This is a genomic window from Mycolicibacterium sp. 624 (assembly GCF_040548615.1).
Lineage (GTDB): Bacteria > Actinomycetota > Actinomycetes > Mycobacteriales > Mycobacteriaceae > Mycobacterium.
This window is the reverse complement of the sequence record NZ_JBEPRZ010000008.1, coordinates 295,897-320,018: the sequence shown is the minus strand read 5'-3', so window position 1 is coordinate 320,018 and position 24,122 is coordinate 295,897. Positions and strand designations below refer to the sequence as shown.

The following is a 24,122-nucleotide window of genomic DNA, read 5'->3' as shown; positions in this document are numbered from 1 at the left end:
CCTGACTGCGATGTCAAGGGTGCTGCTGGTAACCAACGATTTTCCGCCGCGCCGTGGCGGCATCCAGTCCTACCTGGAGAACCTGGTGGGGGAGCTGGTCGCGAGTGGTGACCACCAGCTGACCGTCTACGCGCCGAAGTGGAAGGGCGCCGAGGACTATGACGTCGCGGCCGCCGCCACCGGCTACCAGGTGGTGCGCCACCCGACCACGTTGATGCTGCCCGAACCCGCGGTGGCACTGCGGATGCGTCAGCTCATCAGAAGACACGACATCGAGACGGTCTGGTTCGGTGCCGCAGCCCCGTTGGCGCTCATGTCGCCGGTGGCTCGCGCGGCGGGAGCGCGCCGCATCGTCGCCAGCACGCACGGCCACGAAGTGGGATGGTCGATGCTGCCGTTGGCCAGAACGGCCCTGCGGCGCATAGGCAACGATGCCGACGTCATCACGTTCATCAGTCATTACACGCGAGACCGGTTCGCCTCGGCGTTCGGCCCACGGGCGGCGCTCGAACACCTCGCCCCGGGGGTGGACACGGATCGCTTCGTGCCCGACCCGGTGGCCCGCGCCGAACTGCGCGCGCGGTACGGGCTCGGCGACCGCCCCGTTGTGCTGTGCCTGTCACGCCTGGTTCCCCGCAAGGGTCAGGACATGCTGATCCGTTCGCTACCCACGATCCGGAAGCGGGTGGACGACGCCGTGTTGGTCATCGTCGGGGGCGGACCGTATCGGGAGTCGCTGCACGATCTCGCCCGCGACTCCGGCGTCGACGATCACGTCGTGTTCACCGACGGTGTGCCAGGCGAGGAGTTACCCGCACACCATGCGATGGCCGATGTGTTCGCGATGCCATGCCGCACCCGTGGAGCGGGGCTCGACGTGGAAGGGCTCGGCATCGTCTACCTGGAGGCGTCGGCCACCGGTGTGCCCGTCGTGGCCGGCCGCTCCGGAGGTGCGCCGGAATCGGTGCGTGACGGCGAGACCGGTCTGGTGGTGGACGGCGGTGACGTCGCGGCGATCGCGGCAGCGGTCGGTGACCTGCTCGCCGACCCTGACCGCGCCGCAGCTATGGGCGCGGCCGGCCGTGATTGGGTCGTGCAGAACTGGCAGTGGCGCACCAAGGCCGCGCGCCTCGCGGAGCTGCTGCGATCGCAGTAGCGCTAGAAGTCGTCGGGCACGCTCGGCGCGACCGGCCAGTCGAATGCGATCGCCGTCCGTTGCAGGGAACCTGCGCTGAGTTCGACCGCCAACCCCGCGCCGGCCAATGCCGCCAGGTTGACACCGCCCAGGTAGATCGCGCCGAGATCACGGGCGGAGATGGCGATATCGGCCGGTGCAGTGGTGATCTCACACTCGGCACCATCGGGCGCGCCGCGCAGGCGGAAATGTCCGGTGTTCCACGGGCAGAACTCATCTGTCACGTCGAGCACCACGTCGATGGGAGTGGCATAGGAGCGCAACGTCAGTGCGCGCGCGACGTCGACAAGCCGTACATAGATGCCGTCGCCCACCGCACACTGCAGTGCCCGCTGGTTGGCGACCAGATAGCGCAGCGGCTCGTCGACAGCGGCGCCGTGGTACTTGACGCTCCTGATCAGGTCAATGTCGAGGAGGTAGCGGCAGATCCGGGCGTATGCCCGGTGGTTGGTGGCCCGCACCTCCTGGAGGTGAATCTCGCTCGTCGGCTGGCCGCCGTCGCCCCACTGCGCCTTGGGCCGGTAAATGGCGTAGCCGCTTGCGGTGCCGTCGGCCTCGTGGTGAAGGGCGAAGCGGATCCGGCCGGTCTCCTTGCGCCGTTCGTCGCTGTCGTGAATCCAGGTGTCCCACCACGGACGGGATCTGGGCATCTGCCCGGGCAGCTGCGCGATCGCCCGGTCGTGGATCGCCGGTGCGCAGGCCAGCAGCGTCTCGGCGTCGGTCTCGGTCACCGAGCCGTCGCCCAGATCGACGTCTGGGCGGAATCCGAGATCGCGCACCTGCCCGGACAGTAGGGCATCGGCACTGGCCATCCCGTAGCCAAAACGCCCGTAGATCAAGGCCTCCGATGCGTACAGCATCGCGATTGCCTCGGTTCCGCGGGCCCTGATGTCGTCGAGTTGGTACCGCATCATCGCGGTGAGCAGGCCGCGGCGCCGATGGCTGGGCGACACCGTGATCGCGGTGACGGCGGCGACCGGGGTGATGACACCCCCAGGCAGCACCACTTCCTTGGCGAATGCCCCGCCGGTGGACGCCCACCGCGTTCCGTCGTGAAAACCGAACATCCGGTCGAGATCGGTGAACTTGCGGGTTAGGTCGATCTCGTCCTTCTGCACGTCCTGCAGGAACACCGTGTACGCCGCGGACATGAATGACTCGTAGTCATCCTCATCGGCGATGGTTCGCAGCTTCAGCTCGGGCACACACCCATGTGTACCCGAGGCGCTGATGCGAGTCATCCGAATATCGCGGCGAAACCCCAAGCGGCCCGGGATGAATCGGCCGCCCATCTCGACGAGTGCGGCGCTAGTCGCCCGTCTTCGCGTAGAGCGCCTCGATATCGCCTGCGAACTTCTCGGCCACGACCTTGCGCTTCACCTTGAGCGTCGGCGTCAACTCGCCGGTGGCCTCGGTGAAGTCGACGACCAGGATGCGGAACTTGCGAATGGCCTCGGCCTTGGACACTGCCTGATTGGCCTCCTTGACGGCCAGGTCGATCTCGGCGACGAGGTCCGGATCATCGGCCAGGTCGCCGACCGAGGCACCCGCGTCCTTGCCGTTGCGTTCCTTCCAGCCGGGGAAGGCCTCGGGATCGATGGTCACCAGTGCCGCGATGAATGGCTGTGCGTCACCGACTGCCATCGCCTGGCTGATCAACGGGTGGGCACGCAACCGATCCTCGAGCAGGGCGGGGGCGACGTTCTTGCCGCCCGCGGTCACGATGATCTCCTTCTTGCGCCCGACGATGGTCAGGAATCCGGCATCGTCGATCGCACCAAGGTCGCCGGTGTGGAACCAGCCGTCGGAGAACACTGCCTTCGTCTCGTCCTCATTGCGCCAGTAGCCGCCGAAGACCACACCGCCCTTGACCAACAGTTCGCCGTCGTCGTTGATGCGCATACTGTTGCCCGGCACCAGCTTTCCGACCGAACCGACCTTCAGATCGTCTGTCCGGTTGACGGTGATCGCCGCACTGGTCTCGGTGAGCCCGTAGCCCTCGTAGATGGACAGGCCGACACCGCGGTAGAAGTGCCCGAGCCGGGCGCCAAGGGGAGCGCCACCCGAGATGGCCGAGTGGCACCTGCCGCCGAGCGCGGCGCGCAACTTGCCGTAGACGAGCTTGTCGAACACCGCGTGCTTGAGCTTCAGCAGCAGGCCGGGACCACCGGTGTCCTGAGCCTGACTCCACTCGATCGCGGTGTCGGCGGCGATCTCGAAGATGCGGCCCTTGCCGTCATTTCGGGCGTTCTGCTCGGCGGTGTTGTAGACCTTCTCGAACACTCGCGGCACCGACACCACCAGGGTGGGTCGGAACACCGCCAGGGTGGGTACCAGATTCTTGATGTCGTTGGTGAAGCCGAGCGTCACCTTGTTGGTGAACGCGGCAACGGTGATGGCGCGGGCCAGCACGTGGGCCAGCGGCAGGAACACCAGCAGCTTCTCGCCCTTGGCGAGCTGGTCGGGGAAGCAGGCCTTCGCGCCGCGAATCTCGTGGAGCAGGTTCGAGTGGGTCAGCTGGCAGCCCTTCGGTCGCCCCGTGGTACCCGATGTGTAGATCAGCGTTGCGGGATCCGACGACTTGACGGCGGCGATGCCCGCCTCCAGGTCGGCACCGTCAGCGTCGCCTCCGGTCCGGGCCAGGGCCTCGAGAGTTGATTGATCGGAGTCGTTGTCGGACCCCTCGATCACATACACCTTGCGCAGCTCCGGCAGCTCGGCGGTGAGCGCCGAGATCGTGCGCGCGTGCGTGTCGGACTCGGCGAAAACCGCCACCGCGCCCGAGTCGGCGAGCACGAATCGCACCTGTTCGGCCGATGAGGTCTCGTAGATCGGCACGGTGACCGCGCCCGCGGCGAGGATCCCGAAGTCGATGATCGGCCATTCGTACCTGGTCGAGGAGAGGATGGCGACACGGTCGCCGGGCTTGACGCCCTCGGCGATCAGGCCCTGTGCCACGGCGCGGACCTCGGCCGCGACCTGCGCGCAGGTCACGTCCGTCCACGATCCGTCTACGAGACGCTGGATGATGACGTGGTCGGGGTCGTCGCGCTCATTGGCGAAGACGGCGCTCACGACGCTGTCATGCTCGCCGACGGTAAACGATGCGGGAACGCTGAACTCACGCACGATCGAGGCCTTTCGGACGGGATGAGGCGGCAGGGGATCAGACCGCATTTGCCGAACCCCAGCCTAGTCGGCCACCTGCAGGTCGCGGACCCACACGTGCGAAGAGGCGTATGCGAAACTCGACCACGATGAACAGCATCCAGATCGCGGACGAGACGTTCGTGTGCGCCGACCCCGAGGACGTCGGTGCCGCCGTCGCGAACCCCGCTTCGTGGGCCCGGTGGTGGCCGGACCTGCGGTTGGCCGTCGTCGAGGACCGCGGGCCCGTGGGTCACCGCTGGACGGTCACCGGCGCCCTCACCGGCACCATGGAGGTGTGGCTGGAGGCCGCGCTCGACGGCGTCATCCTGCACTACTTCCTGCACGCCGAGCCTTCTGGCGTCTCCGCGCGGGAGCTGGCGCGGATGAATCTGGCGAAGTGCAATCATCAGCGCCGGGTGGCGGGCAAGGAGATGGCCTTCGAGGTGAAGCGGATCCTCGAGGAATCGCGGCCGGTCGGGGTCTCGCGGCTGGCCTGAGGGGACAGCGTCTGCGGAGCGCTCCGGCGACCCAGAAGAGCCGATGAGGGTACATTTCTGTGCTGAAGGGTGACCCCGGGAAGGGAACACGTGGCTGATAAGACTGCGCAGACGATCTTCATCGACGCCGATCCGGCGACCGTGATGGACGTGATCGCCGACATCGGCTCGTATCCGGACTGGGTGGCGGAGTACAAGGAGACCGAGGTCCTCGAGGTCGATGACGACGGATACCCGCGCACCGCACGGCTGGTGTTGGACGCCGCCGTCCTCAAGGACACCATGGTGCTGTCCTACGTGTGGCCTGCCGATCACACCTCGGTGACGTGGTCGCTGGTGTCCAGCTCGCTGCTCAAGGCGCTCGACGGCGCATATCGGTTGAAGCCCAACGGATCTGGCACCGATGTCACCTATGAACTCGCAGTGGATCTCGTCATCCCGATGATCGGTCTGCTCAAACGCAAGGCCGAGCGACGACTGACCGACACCGCGCTCAAGGACCTCAAGAAGCGAGTCGAGGCTGAGTGACGGCCAGTGGTGTCCAGGCGCAGGCCGGTAGCCGGATCAGCCTCTTCGTCGGTAAGGGCGGAGTAGGCAAGTCCACGTTGGCGACCGCCACCGCGGTGCGCGATGCCCAGGCCGGGCAGCGCGTGCTCATCGTGTCGACCGACCAGGCGCATTCCACCGGCGACGTGCTCGGGGTGACGATCACCCCGACCGGCGAGCGGCGCCCGACCCGGATACTGGCGGATCTCGGCACCGGGCGTGCCGACGCCGACGGTGGCTTCCTCGACGCGCTGGCACTGGACACCCTGGCGCTGCTCGAGGCGCGCTGGCGGCAGGTCGCGGGCGTTCTCGCGGTCCGCTTCCCGGAATCCGACCTGGGTGACTTCGCCCCCGAGGAACTCTCGGCCCTGCCGGGAGTTCAGGAGGTACTCGGTCTGCACGAGGTCGGCGAACTCGCAGCCTGCGGCGACTGGGATCACGTGGTGGTGGACTGCGCCTCGACCGCGGACGCCATGCGAATGCTGACCCTGCCATCGACGTTCGGGCTGTACCTGGAGCGCGCCTGGCCACGCCACCGCCGTCTGTCGCTGGCCGCTGCCGAGGCGCGGTCGGCCGGCGTCGTCGCACTGGTTGAACAGATCATGGCGGGGACCGATCGGCTGAGCGGATTGCTGGTCGACGGCTCGCGGGTCGGCGCCCATCTGGTTCTCACCCCGGAACGCGTCGTCGCCGCCGAGGCGGCTCGAACCCTGGGCGCGCTGGCGCTGATGGGGGTGTCGGTCAACGAGTTGATCGTCAATCAGGTTCTCGTACAAGACGAGTCGTTCGAGTACCGCAACCTGCCGGAGCACCCCGCCTTCGACTGGTACACCGAGCGAATCGCCGAGCAGAAGGCCGTCCTCGACGAACTCGACACGGCGATCGGCGATGTCCTGCTGGTGCTCGTTCCGCACGTGGCGGGTGAACCGATCGGGCCCAAGGCGCTGGCCGAACTGCTCGAGGGTGCGCGCCGCAGGGACGGTTCACCGCCGCCGGGACCGGTGCAGCCCGTGGTGGACCGTGAGTCCGGGTCCGGGCTCGATGCCGTGTATCGCCTGCGGTTAGAGTTGCCGCAGGTCGACCCGACGGCGTTGACCCTGGGCCGGGTCGACGACGATCTGATCATCGGTGCGGGTGGCATGCGGCGCCGGGTTCGATTGGCGTCTGTGCTGCGGCGATGCATCGTGACGGATGCCCAGCTTCGCGGCACTGAGCTGACAGTCCGTTTCCGACCGAATCCGGAGGTGTGGCCCCAATGAGTGGCTCTCACCCCGACTTGGGTCCTGAGTTGCGTCAGCTCGCGCAGGCGCTCCTGGACCGGCTTGACCCGGCTGTCCGGCTAGCCGCGGCACGGGCAGGGCAGGGCGGTGCGAGCAACTGCGAGCAGGTGTGGTGCCCGGTGTGCGCATTGGCGGCTCTTGTCGCTGGTGAGCAGCATCCGCTGCTGACGGTGATCTCCGAACACAGCGTCGCCCTCCTTGCGGTCGTGCGGGCCATGGTCGACAACCTGCCGGACTCGTCGGGCCCCGGATTCCCCGAACCGCCGACCTCGCCGTCGGGTCCGCCTGAGCCGCCGCCGGATGATGATCAGCCGCCCCCGGGGCCTGGCCGATATCAGCACATCCCGGTCACCATCGACGACTGAGCGCCGTAGCCGCACTTATCTCATCGTGGCCATGTGGTCGGTACACCGACACGTGGGTAAAGTTGTCGGTGGGCACCGACCGGGGCGCCCGCCGCGGGAGGTTTGATGTGGTACTGGCTGTTCAAATACGTCTTCATGGGACCACTGCTCTCGCTGCTGGGTCGGCCGAAAGTGCAAGGGCTGGAATATGTTCCGGACTCCGGCGCGGTAATCCTGGCCAGCAATCACCTCGCAGTCGCCGATAGCTTCTATCTGCCGCTGGTGGTCAAGCGGCGGATCACGTTCCTTGCCAAGTCCGAGTACTTCACGGGCACGGGGATCAAGGGCTGGTTCAGCCGATGGTTTTACACAGTCGCCGGACAGGTCCCCATCGATCGCACCGACGCCGACTCGGCGCAGGCCGCCCTGAGCACCGCGCAGAGGATCCTCGACGCGGGCAAACTGCTCGGCATGTACCCCGAGGGCACCCGTTCACCCGACGGACGCCTCTACAAGGGCAAGACCGGACTGGCCCGGTTGGCGCTCGAGACAGGTGTCCCCGTCATTCCGGTCGCAATGATCGGAACCGACGTGGTGAACCCGCCAGGAAGCAAGATGTGGCGGTTCGGCCGTGTCGAGGTGCGCTTCGGAAAGCCCATGGACTTTTCCCGGTTCGAGGGTCTGGCGGGTAACCGGTTCATCGAACGCGCCGTCATCGACGAGATCGTCTACGAGCTGATGCAACTGTCGGGCCAGGAGTACGTCGACCTCTACGCCGCTGACGTCAAGACCGCACAGGACGGCAAGGGCGACGGCGGGGGACAACCGCCCAGCCGTATCCCGGCGGCTGCGGCCGGCTAGTTGGTCGCCGGTATCGGCGGCGCGCCAGTCGGTGAGGGGTTACCCGATTCCCGTCGGTGGGCGGCAGAGGCCAATTTGCCGCCGACGGCACCCGCCACGGCGATGACGGCCAGCGCCCACCACAGATAGGAACCTCCCGCCAGTTGCCGCCACAGCGACGCTGATGTCTCCTCGTGCGGTGTCATCAGCGTGATCGGCGTCCACACCATCAGCGCGAAACCGCTCACGCTGATCAACGCCAGCGCGATATCGCGGTACCGGTAGGCCAGCACGGTCGTGGTCAGCACCGTCGGCAGCACCCACACCCAGTGGTGCGACCAGGACACCGGCGAGACCACCAGCCCGAACATCGCCACGCAGATCAGCGCCAGCACCGGCGCCTCATCGAATGCGCGCACGGACTCGGCGGGCCGCCCGCGCAGCACGCGCCGCGCCGCCCACACCGTGAGGCCCAGCACCGCGAAGCAGGCCACGACCCACAGCACGAACCGGGGTGTCTCACCCAGGCCAAGGCGTGCCAGCGTGCCAGCGATGTTCTGGTTGGTGTTCAGCGTTGCCGTGCCGATCCGGTCGGTGTCATGCACGGTGTGGGTCCAGTACTCGAACGAGTCGCGCCAGGCCAGGATGAAGCCAACCACCGTCGCGCCGGCGGCCGAGGCCGCGGTGACCAGGATGGCGCGGGTGTCGCGTCGCACGAGTAGGTAGAGCAGGAACACCGCGGGCGTCAGCTTCAACGCGATTCCGATGCCCAGCAGAAGTCCGCGCGGCCACGGAGTCTTGCGGGGCACACAGTCCGCGATGACCAAAGTCATGAGTACGACGTTGATCTGACCGAACTCGAAGTTCGCCCGCAGGGGTTCGAAGTAAATCACCGCCGGCGCGACGATGGCCGCGGCGAGCCAAACCCGCCGCGCCCAGGCGGATCCGGGGATGACTGTGGTGTGCTCGGCGATCCGCAACCGGGTCAGCACAATCCAGGTGGACGCGATGAGCAGCAGGAAGGTGATCACGGTGATGAGCGCGCTGGCGGCCGGGAGCGTGAGCCAGGCGAACGGGGCGAACACGATCGCGGCGAGCGGGGGATAGGTGAAGGGCAGGTCCAGGCCGGCCTGCGTCTCGAAGATTGTGCTGTCGCTGTACAGCGGCGTGCCGTCCAGCCAGGCGCGACCGCCCATCCGGTACACGTCGATGTCGATGCGGTAGGGCATATGGCCGAGCAGGCGCCACCCCGCCCATCCGACGGCGGCGAGGGTGAGGAGCTGGAACAACCGCCACGCCACGGTTGGCCATCCTCGCGGCCACCACCTAGCCCCACCGAGCGTTCGCCGTCTACTCATATCGGACAACAGACTATCCGTGCGTCTCGGCGCGTCACCGGGTGTCCACCCTGCACCGCCGGCAGTCCAGCGTAAGTTTTCGACCGTGCACCTCACCGTCCAGCTGGACTTCATCACGCACGATCGACTGCCGCTGCTGAGCTGTCTGGTGGCCTTCATCCTGACGTTCTTCGTGACCCGAACCATCGTTCGATACATCCGCAGCCAGGCCGGCAGTGACGCCCCGCGCAAGTGGTGGCAGCCGCGCAACATCTCGATGGGCGGCGGCGGACTGCACATCCACCACGTGGTGATCGGCGTGGTCCTGGTGATGGTATCCGGGGTGACCATGGTGACGCTCGCGGTGAACGGCGGAGTGGCCGAATTCACAGCCGCGGCAATCTTCTTCGGCATCGGTGCGGCGCTAGTGCTCGACGAGTTCGCTCTGATCCTGCACCTCGAGGACGTGTACTGGGCAGAGGACGGCCGCACATCGGTCGACGCGGTGTTCGCCGCCGTCGCCGTCGCGGGGCTGCTGGTGCTCGGTTTCAACCCGCTGTCGTTCTTCGACGTCGGGATCTGGCGCGACGACCACTCGATGGTGGCGCGGATCAGCGTGATCGTGATCGCCGTGCTGACCCTGCTGCTCGCCGTCGTCGTGCTGTTCAAGGGCAAGGTGTGGACCGGGCTGGTCGGTATGTTCATCACGCCGCTGTTGATCGTCGGTGCGATTCGGTTGTCCCGGCCGCACGCACCGTGGGCGCGCTGGCGCTACACCACCCGCCCGCGCAAGATGCACAAGGCCCTGGAGCGCGAGCGGCGGTTGCGTCGGCCGGTGGTTCAGGCGAAGCTCTGGCTGCAGCACGTCATCGCCGGCGAGCCGCAGTTCCCCGACGACGCGAAGGTGGATGAGGAGTTGGATCGCGAGATTCATGCCGCCCCGGCCCCGGCTGCGGCATCCGCAGAGCGAGAAGTGGTGGCCTGAGCGGCGATGCGATTCTTCTATGACACCGAGTTCATCGATGACGGTCGGACCATCGAGCTGATCTCGATCGGCGTGGCCGCAGAGGATGGTCGCGAGTACTACGCGATCTCGACGGAGTTCGATCCCGACCGAGCGGGCTCCTGGGTGCGCAAGCACGTGCTGCCGAAGCTGCCGTCGCCGTCGTCGAAGCTGTGGCGTTCGCGGCGCCAGATCCGGTCGGAACTCGAGGACTTCTTCGACATCGACGGTGACGAGCCCATCGAGCTGTGGGCCTGGGTCGGCGCCTACGACCACGTGGTGCTGTGCCAGCTGTGGGGTCCCATGACCGACCTGCCGCCCGCCATACCGCGGTTCACCCGGGAACTGCGACAGTTCTGGGAGGAGCGGGGATCGCCGCGTATGCCACCGCGCCCGCGCGACGCCCACGATGCTCTGGTCGACGCCAAACACAACCTGCTGCGCTTCACGCTGATGACCGACGACGCGGATGGCGCCTGGGCCACACGGGCCTGATCTGCGGGTATGCCTGGTAACTTGCGCTCGGGGGCGCGGTTACCATAGACGGGTGAACTGGACCGTCGACGTGCCCATCGACCAGCTGCCGGATCTGCCACCGCTGCCCGAGGATCTGCGCCATCGGCTCGACGCCGCGTTGGCCAAGCCCGCTCTGCAGCAGCCGAGCTGGCCCGCAGACCAGGCGAAGGCGATGCGGACCGTTCTCGAGAGTGTCCCGCCCGTCACCGTGCCGTCAGAGATCGAGCGACTCAAGGCCAACCTGGCCGACGTCGCGCGGGGTGAGGCCTTCCTGCTGCAGGGCGGGGACTGCGCCGAGACCTTCGTCGACAACACCGAGCCGCACATTCGGGCCAACATCCGCACGCTGTTGCAGATGGCAGTCGTGCTCACCTACGGCGCGAGCATGCCGGTGGTCAAGGTGGCTCGCATCGCCGGGCAGTACGCGAAACCGCGCTCGTCGGACATCGATGCGCTGGGCCTGCGGTCCTACCGCGGCGACATGGTCAACGGTTTCGCGCCGGATGCGTCGGTGCGCGAGCACGACGCGTCGCGTCTGGTCCGGGCCTACGCCAACGCGAGCGCCGCGATGAACCTGGTGCGGGCGCTGACATCGTCGGGCATGGCGTCGCTGCAGAAGGTGCACGACTGGAACCGTGAGTTCGTGCGCACGTCGCCCGCAGGTGCCCGTTACGAGGCGCTGGCAGGGGAGATCGACCGCGGCCTGCGCTTCATGGGCGCGTGCGGTGTCGACGACCGCAACCTGCAGACCGCCGAGATCTTCGCCAGCCACGAGGCCCTGGTGCTGGATTACGAGCGCGCGATGCTGAGGATGGACGCTGAGGCTGAGGGTGGCCCGAAACTGTATGACCTGTCGGCGCATTACGTCTGGATCGGTGAACGCACCCGTCAGCTCGACGGTGCCCACATCGCGTTCGCCGAGGTGATCGCCAACCCGATCGGCGTGAAGATCGGTCCAACGACCACACCCGAGATGGCCGTTGAGTACGTCGAGCGGCTCGACCCGCGCAACGAGGCGGGCCGTCTGACATTCGTCAGCCGGATGGGCAACGGCAAGGTGCGCGATGTGCTGCCCGCGATCATCGAGAAGGTGCAGGCCTCGGGCCATCAGGTGATCTGGCAGTGCGACCCCATGCACGGCAACACCCACGAGTCGTCCACCGGATACAAGACGCGCCACTTCGACCGCATCGTCGACGAGGTCCAGGGCTTCTTCGAGGTGCACCGGGCGCTGGGCACCCATCCCGGCGGCATCCACGTCGAGATCACCGGCGAGAACGTCACCGAGTGTCTCGGTGGCGCGCAGGACATCTCGGACTCAGATCTGGGCGGCCGCTACGAGACGGCGTGCGATCCCCGGCTGAACACCCAGCAGTCACTGGAGCTGGCGTTCCTGGTCGCGGAGATGCTGCGCGACTAGCTCGTATTCGTCGGTTGTTAACCAGACGCGAGCTGCTTCTTTCCGTACACGCGCTCAACCAGCGCCGTGTCACCGTGCACTAGAACGTGGGTGGTCTTGCCGTCGCGGATGGTGAATACGTCGGCGTCCTGGCCTGTCTCGCCTCCCGCTGTGACCTCAGTGAGTGCGACGACCGTATCGCCCTCGGCGATAAGGCGGTTGAGCTTCACCGTCAGGTCCTTCTCGGCCATTCGTCCGAAGTGCTCCATGACTTCGGTCTTGCCGTGGAAGGTGCCGCTGATCGCGCTCTCGCCCGGTTGCACCCACTCGACGTCATCGTCGAACAGGCCCATCACCGATTCCAGGTCACCGGCGGAGAAGGCTTCATAGCCCCGCTGGATGAGGTCTTTGTTCTCCTGTGATGACATTTCGCTCCCCGTTTCATCGCATCGAATATTTCGGCCGCGGGGGCGTGGCCGGTCGGGGGAGTCGCACGGCGCGGCTCCTCGATCAGTCAGACCGTTCGCCGCCGTGTTGATTATCGACCCGGATCGGTTGTCTTACTCGCGATCGCCACGTTTGATTTTGAAACCTTGCACAGTGCAAAGATCAACAGCCGCCCGAGGACGCCGTCGTGGGGTGATGTAGATGTTCCTTACAACAGTCCGGGCAGGTTGCTGCCCAGAGTCCATGCACCCGCGGCGATCAGCCCGGTAAGCGTGAGTATGGCGACTACCCAGAACAACTGGGCGCGCTTGTTGCGCTGCCTGGCCCACTCGAACTCGTCGATCTCGATTCCAGCGAATCGTCCTGGCGCCGAACGGGTTTGGAGAGCGACGTCGGTCGTCGACTCGGCCGGTTGCCAGTCGTCGGGGCCGCGGGTCAACTCCCGGGTGTGCTGGCGCGCCGGTCTGCCGCTGTGTTCGGTGGTCCGCTCGGGATCGACAGGGCCAATGTGCGCCGTGGCCGCCGCGTGCTGCGCCGAGTTCGCCGGCGCGGGCACGCGGAAGTCGGGTAGGCCGAGTTCGTCGACGATATCGGCGAGTTCGGCGCCCATGTCCTCGGCGTCGGCGAACCGGTCGGCGGGGTCGCGTGCCGTTGCGCAACCCACCAGATCGTCGAATTGTGTTGGCACGCCAGCGATGGCGGCGCTGGGCGGCGGCACGTCGTGGTCCATCCGCTGATAGGCCACGGCCAGCGCGTTGTCACCGGTGAACGGGGTCTGGCCGGTGAGCAGTTCATAGGCCAGAATGCCGACGGCATACACGTCGCTGCGCGGGCCTGCGTCACCACTGCTCACCTGTTCGGGTGACAGGTAGGCCGCGGTGCCCAGGATGACGCTGGTCGACGTGATCTTCGCCTCAGCGACGGCGCGCACCAGACCGAAGTCGGCGATCTTGACCTCACCGTCATCGGAGATGAGCACGTTCTCGGGTTTCACGTCGCGGTGCACCAGGCCGGCGCGGTGCGCGACCGCCAGCCCACTCAACACCGGGGCGAGCACGGCCGCCACGGCGTGCGGCGGCATCGGACCGCGCTCGCGTAGCAACTCCCGCAGTGTTCCGCCCTCGACGAGTTCCATGACAAGGAAAGGATGTCTGCCGTCAAAGCCCTGGTCGTAGACGGCGACAACACCGTGATCCTTCAACCGGGCGACCGCGCGTGCCTCCCGCTGGAACCGAGTCAGGAACTGCTGATCGCTCGCATACCGCGAATCCATCACCTTCAGTGCCACGGGTCGGTCCAGTCGCATGTCCAGTCCGCGGTAGACGGTGGACATGCCTCCGGTGGCGATGGGGGTGTCGACTCGGTAGCGCCCGTCCAAGACGACACCGATGAGCGGGTCGTGACGTTGGCTGCTCTCCACGCGTCCACATCCTAGACTCGGCACCGTGAGCATCATTCCGGCCGCCGAAGACGTACTCGAACCCGACGAGGCCGTGTACGACCTTCCCACTGTCGCGTCCCTCCTACGAGTTCCTATCACCAGGGTTCATCAACACCTGCGTGAGCGTCACCTGTTGGCGGTGCGTCGAGCTGGCAGTGTGGTGGTGCCGACGGCGTTCTTCGACGATTCGGGGCGCATCGCCAAGAGCCTTCCCGGTCTGCTGGTCGTGCTGCACGACGGTGGTTTCGAGGAGACCGAGATCGTGCGTTGGCTGTTCACGCCCGACTCCTCGCTGACGATCAGCCGCGACGGTACGAATGAGGCGAAGCCCAATGCCAGGCCCGTCGACGCATTGCACTCCCATCAGGCCCGTGAGGTGCTGCGCCGGGCCCAGGCGATGGCGTACTGACCTACTGACGGTCAGCGGTCAGCGGGTCTGGCTCGACACCCGTCGGCTCGGGCGCCTTGGTCAGGTAGTACCACGCCCCGGCGGCGCAGGCGGTGGCCAACAGCACGTGCAGCCAGGAGTACATGCCGTGTGAGCCATCGGGTTTGAAGATCACCATGATCCAGGTCGAGAAGCCGGCGATGGCGGCGATCCCTGCGCGGTTCTGCATCAGCACCGACAGCACTGCCAGCGGCCATGTGTAGTACCAGGGCAGCGCCGCGGGAACGAACAACACCACAACCAGCATGGCCAGCGCGATGCCGGTCAGCGCCTCACGGTCGTCGTGGCGGAATCGCCACCAGAGCAACGGAAGCGCGATGGCGATGACCGCGATGCCGATGATGCGGGTGACCTCGAGCACGGCGTAGAAGTTCACCGGCAGGAATAGCCCGCCGACGGCGTTGACCAGGTTGGCCGCAGCGGTGGGCAGGGTCAGCCAGTTGATGATCTTCACCGAGCCCGCCAGTGCTGTGAGCCAGCCCAGTCCCACACCAGCGAGCCAGGACACCACGGCGAACACCACAACGAATATCGCCGCGGACGCCGCTGTCGCCGTGGCGAACGCGCGGATCGGGCCGAGATCCCGCTTGGCCCGGAGTCGGTGCACCCACATCCAGACCATGAACGGCAACGCGATGCCCGCGGTGGCCTTGACCGCGACGGCGATCGCTATGAGGCTCACCCCCCAGCCCGGATGGTTGCGCAGCGTCAGCGCGATGGCAGCCATCATCAGGCCCACCATCAGCATCTCGTTGTGCACACCACCCATCAGATGGATGATCACAAGGGGATTCAGCACACAGATCCACAGTGCCGCGGCGCCGTTGGCGCCGATGTGGCGAGCCACTCGGGGGGCCGCCCAGATCAGCATCACCAGTCCGGGCAGCATGCACAGACGCAGCAGCATGGTCCCGGCGATGACGTGATCGCCGACCATCATCGTGACAAACTTCGCGACCAGGATGAACGCCGGACCGTACGGTGCGGTCGTCGTCGTCCAGATCGGGCTGACATCGTCGAGCAGGGAATTCGGGTTCTCGATCGGCCCCACGATGTAGGGGTCGAACCCATCGCGCAGCAGCGCACCCTGCGCCAGATAGGAGTACGTGTCGCGGCTGAACACCGGCACGCTCAGCAGCAGTGGCGCGAGCCAGAACCCCGTCGTGGCGACCATGGTGTATTCGGACGCGGTGCGGTCGACGACCCGTCGGCCCAGCCACAGCCACGACGCCAACATCACCGCGACGCCGCTCCAGAGCAGTATCGACGACACCACCAGCCCGTGACCGAACCGCAGCCAGGACACGTGCAGCGACTCGAGCAGCGGGTCGTGGAGTTGAGTGCTGCCTGCACCGAGGCCGCCGAGGGTTATGAGGCAGGCGCCCAGAAATCCCATCAGCGCGGGTCGGGCCTCTGGCGACGCGGTGAACGCGATCAGCCGCGAAATGCCAGCCCCAAGGCCAGATTTCGGATCATGTGTCGATGTCGTAGTAGGCATTGATGTCAAGCGGTCCGGTTCGACGCCAATCTGGCGAGCTCGGCGAGACCGACCTTGGCGCGATCATCGATCGGCGCGGAGGCCAGGATGTCGAGCCCGCGGTGAGTGAGCTCGGCGATGCGCTCCTCGACCGCGGCCAGTGCGCCGACGGACTCGATTGCCGAGCACAGTTCACCGACCTCGCCGTCGGACAGCTCGGTGCCGATAGACGTGCGCAGGAGTTTGGCGGCGACGGGGTCCGAGCGGTCGGCCCGCTCGAGTGCCTCGGCGAGCAGCACGGTGCGCTTGCCCGAACGCAGATCGTCGCCAGAGGGCTTGCCTGTCACGACCGGGTCGCCGAAAACGCCGAGGACGTCGTCGCGGAGCTGGAACGCGACGCCGAGATCGGTGCCCACCTCGTGGAAGATCTCCTGTACGTCGGGTCGGTCCGCCGCGGCGGCCGCGCCGAACTGCAGCGGACGCGCGATCGTGTAGGAGGCCGTCTTGAAGGTGTTGACGTTCAACGCCGAGGCCACCGACTCGGCGCGACCGGCCTCCGCGGCGATGTCGAGGTATTGGCCACCGAGGACCTCGGTCCGGATGTCGGCCCAGACGCGGCGGACGCGACGGTAGGCAGCGGGGGCCAGATCGACGGTCGCCACGATGTCATCGGCCCACACCAGCGACAGGTCGCCGAGCAGGATGGCCGCCGACATGCCGAACTGTTGTGGTGATCCGTGCCAGTCGCGGTCGCGGTGCACGTCGGCGAACAGGTGGTGCACGGTGGCGAGGCCACGGCGTGTGGCGGACGCGTCGATCAGATCGTCGTGGGCGAGCGCGCAGGCATGCAGGAGTTCCAGCGCGGAGAACAGCAGCATCAGGTCGGTGTCGGCCAGATCCGCGTCGGGTTCGGCCACGGCACGCCAGCCCCAGTAGGCGAACGCGGGCCGCACCCGCTTACCGCCGCGCAGGACGAATTCGTCGAGAGCCGCCGTCAGTTCAGCGAAGTCCTCGCCGATGTAGGCGGCGTCGCTTCGTCGACGGCGGAGATAGTCCCGCAGTTGGTCGGTGACGGCCGCCACGAGTTGGGCGGTCGACGGTGCGGCTGCATCCACGCTCAGCGGACGCCCCTTTCATTACCCCGGAGTGACATCAGACTAGAGCTTGCGGCATCAGCGTGTGGGGTCGTGGGGGTTCGCCAGCACCGGGCGGCGGTCGCGGCTCAGCCATGCGATGTAGCCGATGATGCCGGCCACCACGAACGCGCCGACGGTGAGCCATATCGCGGCGCCGGTGAACGAGCGCGCGCTGGGGTCGGTGTAGCGGGCCTGGGCGTTCATGGTGCTGACGACACCCGGTCGCAGTTTCCACTCCACAACGTCCCCGGACACCTGGTCGCCGTTGGTCGAGGTCACCTCGCCGGGGAACGCCACACTGAGGGTGACGTCGGCTTCTGGGTCGCTCAGTGACGTCAGGTCGGCGCGGCCCTCCAGGATCACCAGGTCGCCTGCGCGTCGCAGCGAGATGTCCACCCCTGCCGCATCGCGATTCATGCCCGCGAGCTGGGGGAGTTCGGCGAATGTCAGGTCGGAGAACACGGCCTGCGAGCCGACGTAGTCGTCGCGCTTGTACGGCGAGACGGACACCTTATTGCTGAAGGGCAGGCTGTTGAGGAGCTGGGGTCCCTTGTCGTCACCGTCGCGAGGGATGGCTGCCGCGATGATCTGTCCGGACACCCGGTCGTCGGGGGAGACGGTGATCGTGGCCCGCACCCGGACACAGCCGGCGGCGGCCGGAACGATCACGAGGAGAAGAAGCAGGGCCAAGAGCCGTTGGCTCCGGCGACGGCTGCGGGTGCGGCCTGGGGTGCGGCGCGGTCGGTCGGGCACCCGGTCATCGTGCCAGACCCGACAGTTCAGAGCGCGCTCATAGGGGAAGACGACGGCCGAGGATGGCGAACGGCCGGGGATCGCCTGCGAAGTGGTAGCCGCGGATGACGTCGGTGAACCCGAGCCTGCGGTAGAGCCGCCAGGCCCGGTTGGACTCGCCGTTGATCTCCGGGGTCGACAGCAGGACGTGTGACTCGGCTCGACCGGCGAGCAGGCGTCGCGCCAGAGCCTCGCCCAGCCCGTGACCCTGGCCCCGGGTGTGGATGTGCAGCTCGGTGAGCTCGAAGTAGCTGGTCATCAGGTCGGCGATGTGTGCCTCATCGGCGCCACAGCGCTGCAGACCCGCGACGACTTGTTGCTGCCACCACTGATCGGGGGCGCCGCAGTAGCCGTACGCCACCCCGAGTAGGGGTGCGTCCGCGAGTCGGTCGGGGTCCTGGGTGTCGGACGGCGCATCGACGACGGCCACGGCTTTCCAACCGTCGCGGCGGGTGTGCTCCAGCCACATCGACGCGCGTTGCTCCTCGGTTCCCCTCGGGTAGTGCATCGCGTCGACGTAGACGGCGAGGGCCTCGCCCAGGCGCCGTTGCATGTCGCCGGGCGACAGTTCGATCACGTACGTCGCCAACCTTTGATGCCCTTCGCGGTCTGGGAATGATGCCCACTGATTCACGCCATTATCGGGCTCGGCGTTCGGCGGGCGACGCGGTACCCGGGTCGCAGTGACCAAGGCCCTACAATCGACCATCGAACAAGGTGGTACGCGTGAGATTGACCTCGTATCATGATTGTTGAGTGCCCGCGACTGTGGGCGCAGACAACGCTAGACGACTTTGGACGGTCGCCACGGCCGCGGCAGCATGGGAGGCACGGATGCCACTCTCCGATCATGAGCAGCGCATGCTCGACCAGATCGAGAGCGCTCTCTACGCCGAGGACCCAAAATTCGCCTCGAGTGTCCGCGGTGGAAATCTCCGCGCCCCCTCAGCCCGTCGCCGCCTGCAGGGCGGAGTGCTGTTCGTGATCGGTCTGGCGATGCTCGTCGCCGGCATCGCCATCAAGGCCACCTGGATCTCAAGCCTGCCGGCGCTCTCGGTTGTCGGCTTCATCATCATGTTCGGCGGTGTGGTCTTCGCGATCACGGGTCCGCGCGTGGTGGGTGGTCGCGATGCGCAAGCGCCCGAGGGTGGTGCGCAGCGCGCACGGAAGGCCAAGGGCGGCAGCGGCTCATTCACCAGCCGCATGGAGGACAGGTTCCGCCGCCGGTTCGACGAGTAGACGCTCGGTAGTCGACACAGGGGTGGCCCCGTAGGGGGCCGCCCCTTTTTCATGCCCATCTGGCGTGCCCCTGGTGGGGCCGCGGGGCTTCGCCTTGCCACCTGTCGCGACACGCCGCTTTCGGTCGGCACGGGGCGGGCGGCGGTTATGACGCCCCACCACGCCCCACCGCACAACTAAAGGGCGCCTAGCTGCGACTTTGGGGACCGCCGCTGGAACGACGCGGGTCCGCGGGCACTCCGAGATGGGCAGACGTGGCAGAAGGTGGGGGAAGTGGGGGAACTTTTACCTACGTGTGGCACAAAGTGGGGGAATGTGGGGTAAAGTGGCGGACATCGGAACGACCGGGGTTCTGAGGTGGTGGGAGGTGGCGGGATGTTTCTCGGCACCTACACGCCAAAGCTCGACGACAAGGGGCGGCTCACGCTGCCCGCCAAGTTCCGCGACGCACTGGCAGGGGGGTTGATGGTCACCAAGAGCCAAGATCACAGCCTCGCCGTCTACCCGCGTGCCGAGTTCGAAGCGCTCGCGGAAAGGCTCACGCAGGCATCGCGGAGCAATCCGGAGGCCCGGGCCTACCTGCGTAACCTGGCCGCCGCCACCGACGAGCAGCATCCGGATGCGCAGGGCCGGATCACGCTGACGGCTGACCACCGGCGATACGCGGACCTGACCAAGGAATGCGTGGTCACCGGTTCGATCACGTATCTGGAGATCTGGGACGCGCAGGCCTGGCAGGAATACCAGGCTGCCCACGAAGAGAACTTCTCCGCGGCCAGCGATGAAACTCTGCGCGACATCATTTGATCCGGAAGCCGGCCTGCACGGTGCCCGTGCATCGTGGCCTCTGCCCGAACCGACCCTGGCGTACTTCCCCGACGCCAGGTTCGCGACCTCGGGCAGGGACCTCGATGTAGGGGTGTCGCTTCTCCTGCGGATGACTGAGGCGAGGAGGTTCGCGATGTCCGATGACAACACCGACAACGACGAGCGCTCCAACACACCCCGCGACGACACACCACGCGAAGCACCGCACGTACCCGTCATGCTCGACCGCTGCGTCGAACTGCTGATGCCCGCGCTCACCCGACACAGCGCCGACGGCACCGGCGCGGTTCTCGTCGACGCCACTCTGGGGGCCGGTGGGCACTCCGAACGATTCCTCACCGACCTTCCCGGTCTGCGCCTGGTCGGCCTCGACCGTGACCCCACCGCGCTGGCGATCGCCGCCGACCGCCTGGCCCCCTTCGGCGACCGCGTCCGTTTCGTCCGCACCGCCTACGACGGCTACTGGGCGGACCGCGCCGAACTGACGGTGGACGGCGTGCTCTTCGACCTCGGTGTGTCGTCGATGCAGCTGGACCAGACCCAACGTGGCTTCTCCTACTCCCATGACGCCCCGCTGGACATGCGGATGGATCCGGACGGACCGCTGACTGCCGCCGATATCGTGAACACCTTCAGCGAGAAGGAGATCGCGCGGATCCTGCGGGAGTTCGGCGAGGAACGCTTCGCCTCCAAGATCGCCGCCGAAATCGGCAGGCGTCGGGCTCGAAAGCCGTTCACCACCACCGGTGAACTCGTCGAGGTGCTCTACGCCGCCATCCCGATACCCGCTCGACGCACCGGCGGGCACCCGGGTAAGCGAACGTTCCAGGCGCTGCGCACGGCGGTCAACGGTGAACTGGACTCGCTTCGGGATGCGCTGCCCGCGGCGCTCGACGCGCTCCCGGCCGGCGGCCGGATCGTCGTCATGGCCTACCAGTCGCTCGAGGACAAGATCGTCAAGGGCTTGTTCAGCGCGGCCACCGCATCTCGCAGCCCATCGGGGCTGCCAGTCGAACTGCCCGGCTACGAACCGCATTTCACGGCGCTGACCCGTGGTGCGGAGAAGGCCGACGCCACGGAGATCGAATTCAACCCGCGTAGCGCATCGGTTCGGCTGCGGGCACTCGAGAAAGTCATCAGTAGGGAGGGCTCGTGATGGCCAAACGGACAGAACCCGTACGCCGCAGCGGCGAGCGGAAACGACCAGGGCGGGACACCCCGACTTCGCGGCGCTCGGGTGAGGCTGCGCCGCGCGGCCGCCGGTCCACGCGCGAACAGCGTCCACAGCGGGCCAAGGGCAGCGCGCCGGCGACCTCTCCGATCCCGCGGCCCAACGAGGCGCCGGGTCGGCCGAAGAACGCGGCCCAGGCCAAGGCTCGGTCCAAGGCACGCAAGGCCAAGGCGCCCAAGGTCGTTCGGCCGCCACTGCGGGTTCGGCTTCGGGAACGGATTCTGGTCAAGCTCTCGACCATCGAGCTGAACCCCCGCGAACTCGTCAGCAGGGTGCCGTTCGTGGTCCTGGTGATCGGTGCGCTTGGCATCGGACTGGCGGTCACGCTGTGGCTGTCCACCGACGCAGCTGAGCGCTCCTACCAACTCGGCCATGCCCGCCAGACGAATCAGGCTCTGCTGCAGCAGAAGGAAGCTCTCGAGCGCGATGTGCTCGAAGCGCAGGCGGCACCTGCCCTGGCGGAGTCCGCGCGCCAGCTCGGGATGATCCCCTCACGGGACACCGCCCACCTGGTGCAGGACCCGGCGGGAGCTTGGGTCGTCGTCGGCACGCCCAAACCCGCCGAGGGCGTCTCGCCGCCACCGCTGAACTCCCCACTGCCCGAGGCGGCCCCACCGGCGCCGCCTGCGGCTCCCGGGCCGCGCGTCGTCGAGCCGCGCGAGCAGGTGGTGCGCCTCCCGGGTCGACCGGCCCAGCAGAACCCCGAGGTCCCCGTGCCAGGAGGGGTTCTCGCGGCACCCGCGCTACCCCCCGTGCCCGGAGCGGCTCTCGCGGCACCGGACATGCCCGCGGCGCCCGCCGCGCCTGACGTGCCGGCCGCACCACCTCCGCCGCCCGCGCCCGCCGTGCCGGAACACGGTGTGCCCACGCTCCCCGGTCCCGCGGTTCCCGGTGCCGAGATGCCGGCCACCGACTTCGCCCCGCTGGCTGCCCCGCTGGCTGCGCCGTTGGCGCCTGAGGCGGGGCACATCGCCTCGCCACAGACGCCCACGCTGCCGGGTCCGTCCAGCGAGCAGCCCGTCTTGGTCACCCCACCCGGTCCCGGTGTGCCTGAATGAGTCGGATCCGCCGCACCCCCCAACCAGCGAAGTCCACTGCTGGTCAACCGCATTCGGCCCGTGCTCGACGCACAAGGAAGCCGGCCACCGAGGGCGGCCTGCGCAGCGCGTCGTTCGTCTTCCGGCATCGGGTGGGTAACGCGGTCATTGCACTGCTGCTGTTGATCGCGGGTGCGCAACTCTTCAATCTGCAGGTGCCAAAGGCCGCCGGGCTGCGCGCCGAGGCTGCCGGTCAGCTCAAGGTGACCGACATCAACCCGGCGGTGCGCGGCAGCATCGTCGACCGCAATAACGACAAGTTGGCTTTCACCATCGAGGCCCGGGCACTCACCTTCCAGCCGGCCAAGATCCAGAAGCAGCTGGCCGACGCACACACAGCCGATCCCACTGCGCCCGAACCGGCCAAGCGCCTCGCCGCCATCGCGGCAGGAGTCTCGGGTCTGCTGAACAACAAGCCCGACACCAAGACTCTGCTCAAGAAGCTCACCGGCAAGGACTCGTTCGTCTACCTGGCGCGCTCCGTGGATCCGTCGATCACTGATGCGATCACCTCGAAGTACCCCGAGGTCGGCTCCGAGCGTCAGGACATCCGCCAGTACCCGGGTGGGTCGCTGGCCGCCAATATCGTCGGCGGCATTGACTGGGATGGCCACGGCCTGCTGGGTCTTGAGGACTCACTCGACGCCAAGCTCGCGGGCACCGATGGTTCGGTCACCTACGACCGTGGCTCCGACGGCGTCGTGATCCCGGGCAGCTACCGCAACCGGCATGACGCCGTCGACGGGTCGACGGTCCAGCTGACCATCGACGACGATATCCAGTTCTACGTCCAGCAACAGGTCGCGCAGGCCAAGAGCCTGTCCGGGGCAAAGAACGTGTCGGCGGTGGTGCTCGACTCGAAAACTGGTGAGGTCCTTGCCATGTCGAACGACAACACGTTCGACCCCAGCCAGGACATCGGTAGGCAGTCAGACCGCGAACTCGGCAACCTCTCGGTGTCCTCACCGTTCGAACCGGGCTCGGTGAACAAGATCATCACCGCCGCGTCTGCGATCGAGTTCGGGCTGACCAACCCCGACGAGATGCTGTCGGTACCCGGTTCGATCGATATGGGTGGCGTCACCGTGAAAGACGCCTGGGTGCACGGCGTGATGCCGTACACCACCACGGGCGTGTTCGGAAAGTCCTCCAACGTCGGAACGCTGATGCTCGCGCAGCGAGTCGGCGAGCAGCGCTACGCCGAGATGCTCGACAAGTTCGGGCTCGGCCAGCGCACCGGCGTGGGCCTGCCCGGTGAGAGCGCGGGTCTGGTGCCGCCGATCGACCAGTGGTCGGGCAGTTCGTTCGCCAACCTGCCTATCGGACAGGGGCTCTCGATGACCCTGCTGCAGATGACCGGCATGTACCAGGCGATCGCCAACGACGGTGTCCGCGTGCCCCCGCGCATCATCAAGTCCATAATCGCCGACGACGGTAGCCGCTCCGACGAGCCGCGGCCCGAGGGTGTGCGGGTGGTGTCACCCGAGACGGCGCGCACGGTGCGGCACATGCTGCGGGCCACGATCCAGCGCGATCCGCGCGGTGAACAACAGGGCACCGGCTGGCAGGCCGCCGTCGAGGGGTATCAGATCGCGGGCAAGACCGGAACGGCCCAGCAGATCGACCCGGGCTGCGGCTGTTACTACCAGGACGTCTACTGGATCACGTTCGCCGGTATGGTGCCTGCCGATGACCCGAGGTATGTGGTCGGCGTGATGATGGACAACCCGCACCGCACGGCCGACGGACAGCCGGGAACAACGGCGGCGCCGTTGTTCCACAACATCGCCGCATGGCTGCTGCAGCGGGAGAACGTGCCGCTGTCGCCCGATCCCGGACCCCCGCTGGTCCTCCAGGGCTGAGCATGGACGGCCGACAT

24 protein-coding genes are annotated in these 24,122 nt (G+C 67.2%); 15 read left to right on the top strand and 9 right to left on the bottom strand.

Going from position 1 to position 24,122, the window contains the following annotated elements; translation table 11 throughout:
- Positions 1–10: 10 nt before the first annotated feature.
- Positions 11–1,156, top strand: a complete 1,146-nt coding sequence (gene pimB / locus ABIA65_RS28215; RefSeq protein ID WP_354525603.1) for a GDP-mannose-dependent alpha-(1-6)-phosphatidylinositol monomannoside mannosyltransferase — start codon at positions 11–13, stop codon at positions 1,154–1,156.
- Positions 1,157–1,158: 2 nt separating this feature from the next.
- Here the strand turns inward: pimB and ABIA65_RS28210 are convergent, their stop codons facing one another.
- Positions 1,159–2,400, bottom strand: a complete 1,242-nt coding sequence (locus ABIA65_RS28210; protein ID WP_354525602.1) for a GNAT family N-acetyltransferase — start codon at positions 2,398–2,400, stop codon at positions 1,159–1,161.
- 103 nt (positions 2,401–2,503) lie between these two features.
- Entirely contained in the window at positions 2,504–4,324 is a 1,821-nt protein-coding gene (locus ABIA65_RS28205) for an AMP-dependent synthetase/ligase (RefSeq protein ID WP_354525654.1), read from the bottom strand.
- A 128-nt stretch (positions 4,325–4,452) separates the two neighbouring features.
- On the opposite strand from ABIA65_RS28205, the gene ABIA65_RS28200 reads away from it, so the two are divergent.
- From ABIA65_RS28200 to ABIA65_RS28180, 5 genes are all read left to right on the top strand, one after another.
- Complete coding sequence (locus ABIA65_RS28200; protein WP_241404729.1) at positions 4,453–4,842, top strand: polyketide cyclase / dehydrase and lipid transport; 390 nt, start codon at positions 4,453–4,455, stop codon at positions 4,840–4,842.
- A gap of 90 nt (positions 4,843–4,932) precedes the next feature.
- Positions 4,933–5,370, top strand: a complete 438-nt coding sequence (locus ABIA65_RS28195; RefSeq protein ID WP_241404730.1) for an SRPBCC family protein — start codon at positions 4,933–4,935, stop codon at positions 5,368–5,370.
- Positions 5,367–6,647, top strand: a complete 1,281-nt coding sequence (locus ABIA65_RS28190; RefSeq protein ID WP_354525601.1) for an ArsA family ATPase — start codon at positions 5,367–5,369, stop codon at positions 6,645–6,647. The genes ABIA65_RS28195 and ABIA65_RS28190 overlap by 4 nt, the downstream gene beginning before the upstream one ends.
- On the top strand, positions 6,644–7,033 hold the full coding sequence (locus ABIA65_RS28185; RefSeq protein WP_241404732.1) for a hypothetical protein: 390 nt from the start codon (positions 6,644–6,646) through the stop codon (positions 7,031–7,033). The genes ABIA65_RS28190 and ABIA65_RS28185 overlap by 4 nt, the downstream gene beginning before the upstream one ends.
- A 105-nt stretch (positions 7,034–7,138) precedes the next feature.
- A complete protein-coding gene (locus ABIA65_RS28180) occupies positions 7,139–7,873 on the top strand; it encodes a lysophospholipid acyltransferase family protein (protein ID WP_241404733.1) in 735 nt (244 codons plus the stop codon).
- Here the strand turns inward: ABIA65_RS28180 and ABIA65_RS28175 are convergent.
- Positions 7,870–9,210, bottom strand: coding sequence for a glycosyltransferase family 87 protein (locus ABIA65_RS28175; RefSeq protein ID WP_241404734.1), 1,341 nt, complete (start codon positions 9,208–9,210; stop codon positions 7,870–7,872). The genes ABIA65_RS28180 and ABIA65_RS28175 overlap by 4 nt on opposite strands.
- Positions 9,211–9,295: 85 nt before the next feature.
- Between ABIA65_RS28175 and ABIA65_RS28170 the strand changes: the two genes are divergently transcribed.
- Genes ABIA65_RS28170 through ABIA65_RS28160 form a run of 3 tightly spaced genes read left to right on the top strand, consistent with a single transcriptional unit; the run spans position 9,296 to position 12,128 of the window.
- Positions 9,296–10,174 carry a hypothetical protein gene (locus ABIA65_RS28170; RefSeq protein WP_241404735.1) on the top strand — a complete coding sequence of 293 codons (879 nt, stop codon included), beginning with the start codon at positions 9,296–9,298 and terminating at the stop codon, positions 10,172–10,174.
- A gap of 6 nt (positions 10,175–10,180) precedes the next feature.
- On the top strand, positions 10,181–10,687 hold the full coding sequence (locus ABIA65_RS28165) for a polyadenylate-specific 3'-exoribonuclease AS (RefSeq protein WP_241404736.1): 507 nt from the start codon (positions 10,181–10,183) through the stop codon (positions 10,685–10,687).
- Between the two features lie 52 nt (positions 10,688–10,739).
- On the top strand, positions 10,740–12,128 hold the full coding sequence (locus ABIA65_RS28160; RefSeq protein ID WP_241404737.1) for a class II 3-deoxy-7-phosphoheptulonate synthase: 1,389 nt from the start codon (positions 10,740–10,742) through the stop codon (positions 12,126–12,128).
- A 17-nt stretch (positions 12,129–12,145) separates the two neighbouring features.
- On the opposite strand, the gene ABIA65_RS28155 is transcribed toward ABIA65_RS28160, so the two are convergent.
- Together ABIA65_RS28155 and ABIA65_RS28150 are read right to left on the bottom strand one after the other, a co-directional pair.
- Positions 12,146–12,535, bottom strand: a complete 390-nt coding sequence (locus ABIA65_RS28155) for a nuclear transport factor 2 family protein (RefSeq protein WP_241404738.1) — start codon at positions 12,533–12,535, stop codon at positions 12,146–12,148.
- Positions 12,536–12,762: 227 nt separating this feature from the next.
- Positions 12,763–14,007 (bottom strand): protein kinase domain-containing protein, encoded by a 1,245-nt coding sequence (locus tag ABIA65_RS28150; RefSeq protein WP_354525653.1) that lies wholly within the window; start codon positions 14,005–14,007, stop codon positions 12,763–12,765.
- Here ABIA65_RS28150 and ABIA65_RS28145 point away from each other — a divergent pair.
- Complete coding sequence (locus ABIA65_RS28145; protein ID WP_241404739.1) at positions 14,000–14,404, top strand: Rv2175c family DNA-binding protein; 405 nt, start codon at positions 14,000–14,002, stop codon at positions 14,402–14,404. The genes ABIA65_RS28150 and ABIA65_RS28145 overlap by 8 nt on opposite strands.
- A gap of 1 nt (position 14,405) precedes the next feature.
- Here the strand turns inward: ABIA65_RS28145 and ABIA65_RS28140 are convergent, their stop codons facing one another.
- Genes ABIA65_RS28140 through ABIA65_RS28125 form a run of 4 tightly spaced genes read right to left on the bottom strand, consistent with a single transcriptional unit; the run spans position 14,406 to position 18,437 of the window.
- Positions 14,406–15,941 (bottom strand): alpha-(1->6)-mannopyranosyltransferase A, encoded by a 1,536-nt coding sequence (locus ABIA65_RS28140; RefSeq protein ID WP_354525600.1) that lies wholly within the window; start codon positions 15,939–15,941, stop codon positions 14,406–14,408.
- 5 nt (positions 15,942–15,946) lie between these two features.
- On the bottom strand, positions 15,947–17,035 hold the full coding sequence (idsA2, locus tag ABIA65_RS28135; protein ID WP_354525599.1) for a bifunctional (2E,6E)-farnesyl/geranyl diphosphate synthase: 1,089 nt from the start codon (positions 17,033–17,035) through the stop codon (positions 15,947–15,949).
- Positions 17,036–17,092: 57 nt separating this feature from the next.
- Positions 17,093–17,809: an LppM family (lipo)protein gene (locus ABIA65_RS28130; RefSeq protein WP_241404742.1), complete on the bottom strand. Its 717-nt coding sequence runs from the start codon at positions 17,807–17,809 to the stop codon at positions 17,093–17,095.
- Positions 17,810–17,846: 37 nt separating this feature from the next.
- A complete protein-coding gene (locus ABIA65_RS28125; protein WP_241404743.1) occupies positions 17,847–18,437 on the bottom strand; it encodes a GNAT family N-acetyltransferase in 591 nt (196 codons plus the stop codon).
- A gap of 245 nt (positions 18,438–18,682) precedes the next feature.
- Here ABIA65_RS28125 and ABIA65_RS28120 point away from each other — a divergent pair, with 245 nt between their 5' ends.
- From ABIA65_RS28120 to ABIA65_RS28100, 5 genes are all read left to right on the top strand, one after another.
- Positions 18,683–19,087: an SCO2097 family morphological protein gene (locus tag ABIA65_RS28120; protein ID WP_241404744.1), complete on the top strand. Its 405-nt coding sequence runs from the start codon at positions 18,683–18,685 to the stop codon at positions 19,085–19,087.
- 375 nt (positions 19,088–19,462) lie between these two features.
- Positions 19,463–19,894 (top strand): division/cell wall cluster transcriptional repressor MraZ, encoded by a 432-nt coding sequence (gene mraZ, locus ABIA65_RS28115; RefSeq protein WP_241404745.1) that lies wholly within the window; start codon positions 19,463–19,465, stop codon positions 19,892–19,894.
- Positions 19,869–21,071, top strand: coding sequence for a 16S rRNA (cytosine(1402)-N(4))-methyltransferase RsmH (rsmH, locus tag ABIA65_RS28110; RefSeq protein WP_354525598.1), 1,203 nt, complete (start codon positions 19,869–19,871; stop codon positions 21,069–21,071). The genes mraZ and rsmH overlap by 26 nt, the downstream gene beginning before the upstream one ends.
- A complete protein-coding gene (gene ftsL / locus ABIA65_RS28105) occupies positions 21,071–22,204 on the top strand; it encodes a cell division protein FtsL (RefSeq protein ID WP_371747033.1) in 1,134 nt (377 codons plus the stop codon). Before rsmH ends, ftsL begins: the two co-directional genes overlap by 1 nt.
- Positions 22,201–24,105: a peptidoglycan D,D-transpeptidase FtsI family protein gene (locus tag ABIA65_RS28100; protein ID WP_241404748.1), complete on the top strand. Its 1,905-nt coding sequence runs from the start codon at positions 22,201–22,203 to the stop codon at positions 24,103–24,105. The genes ftsL and ABIA65_RS28100 overlap by 4 nt, the downstream gene beginning before the upstream one ends.
- Positions 24,106–24,122: the final 17 nt, after the last annotated feature.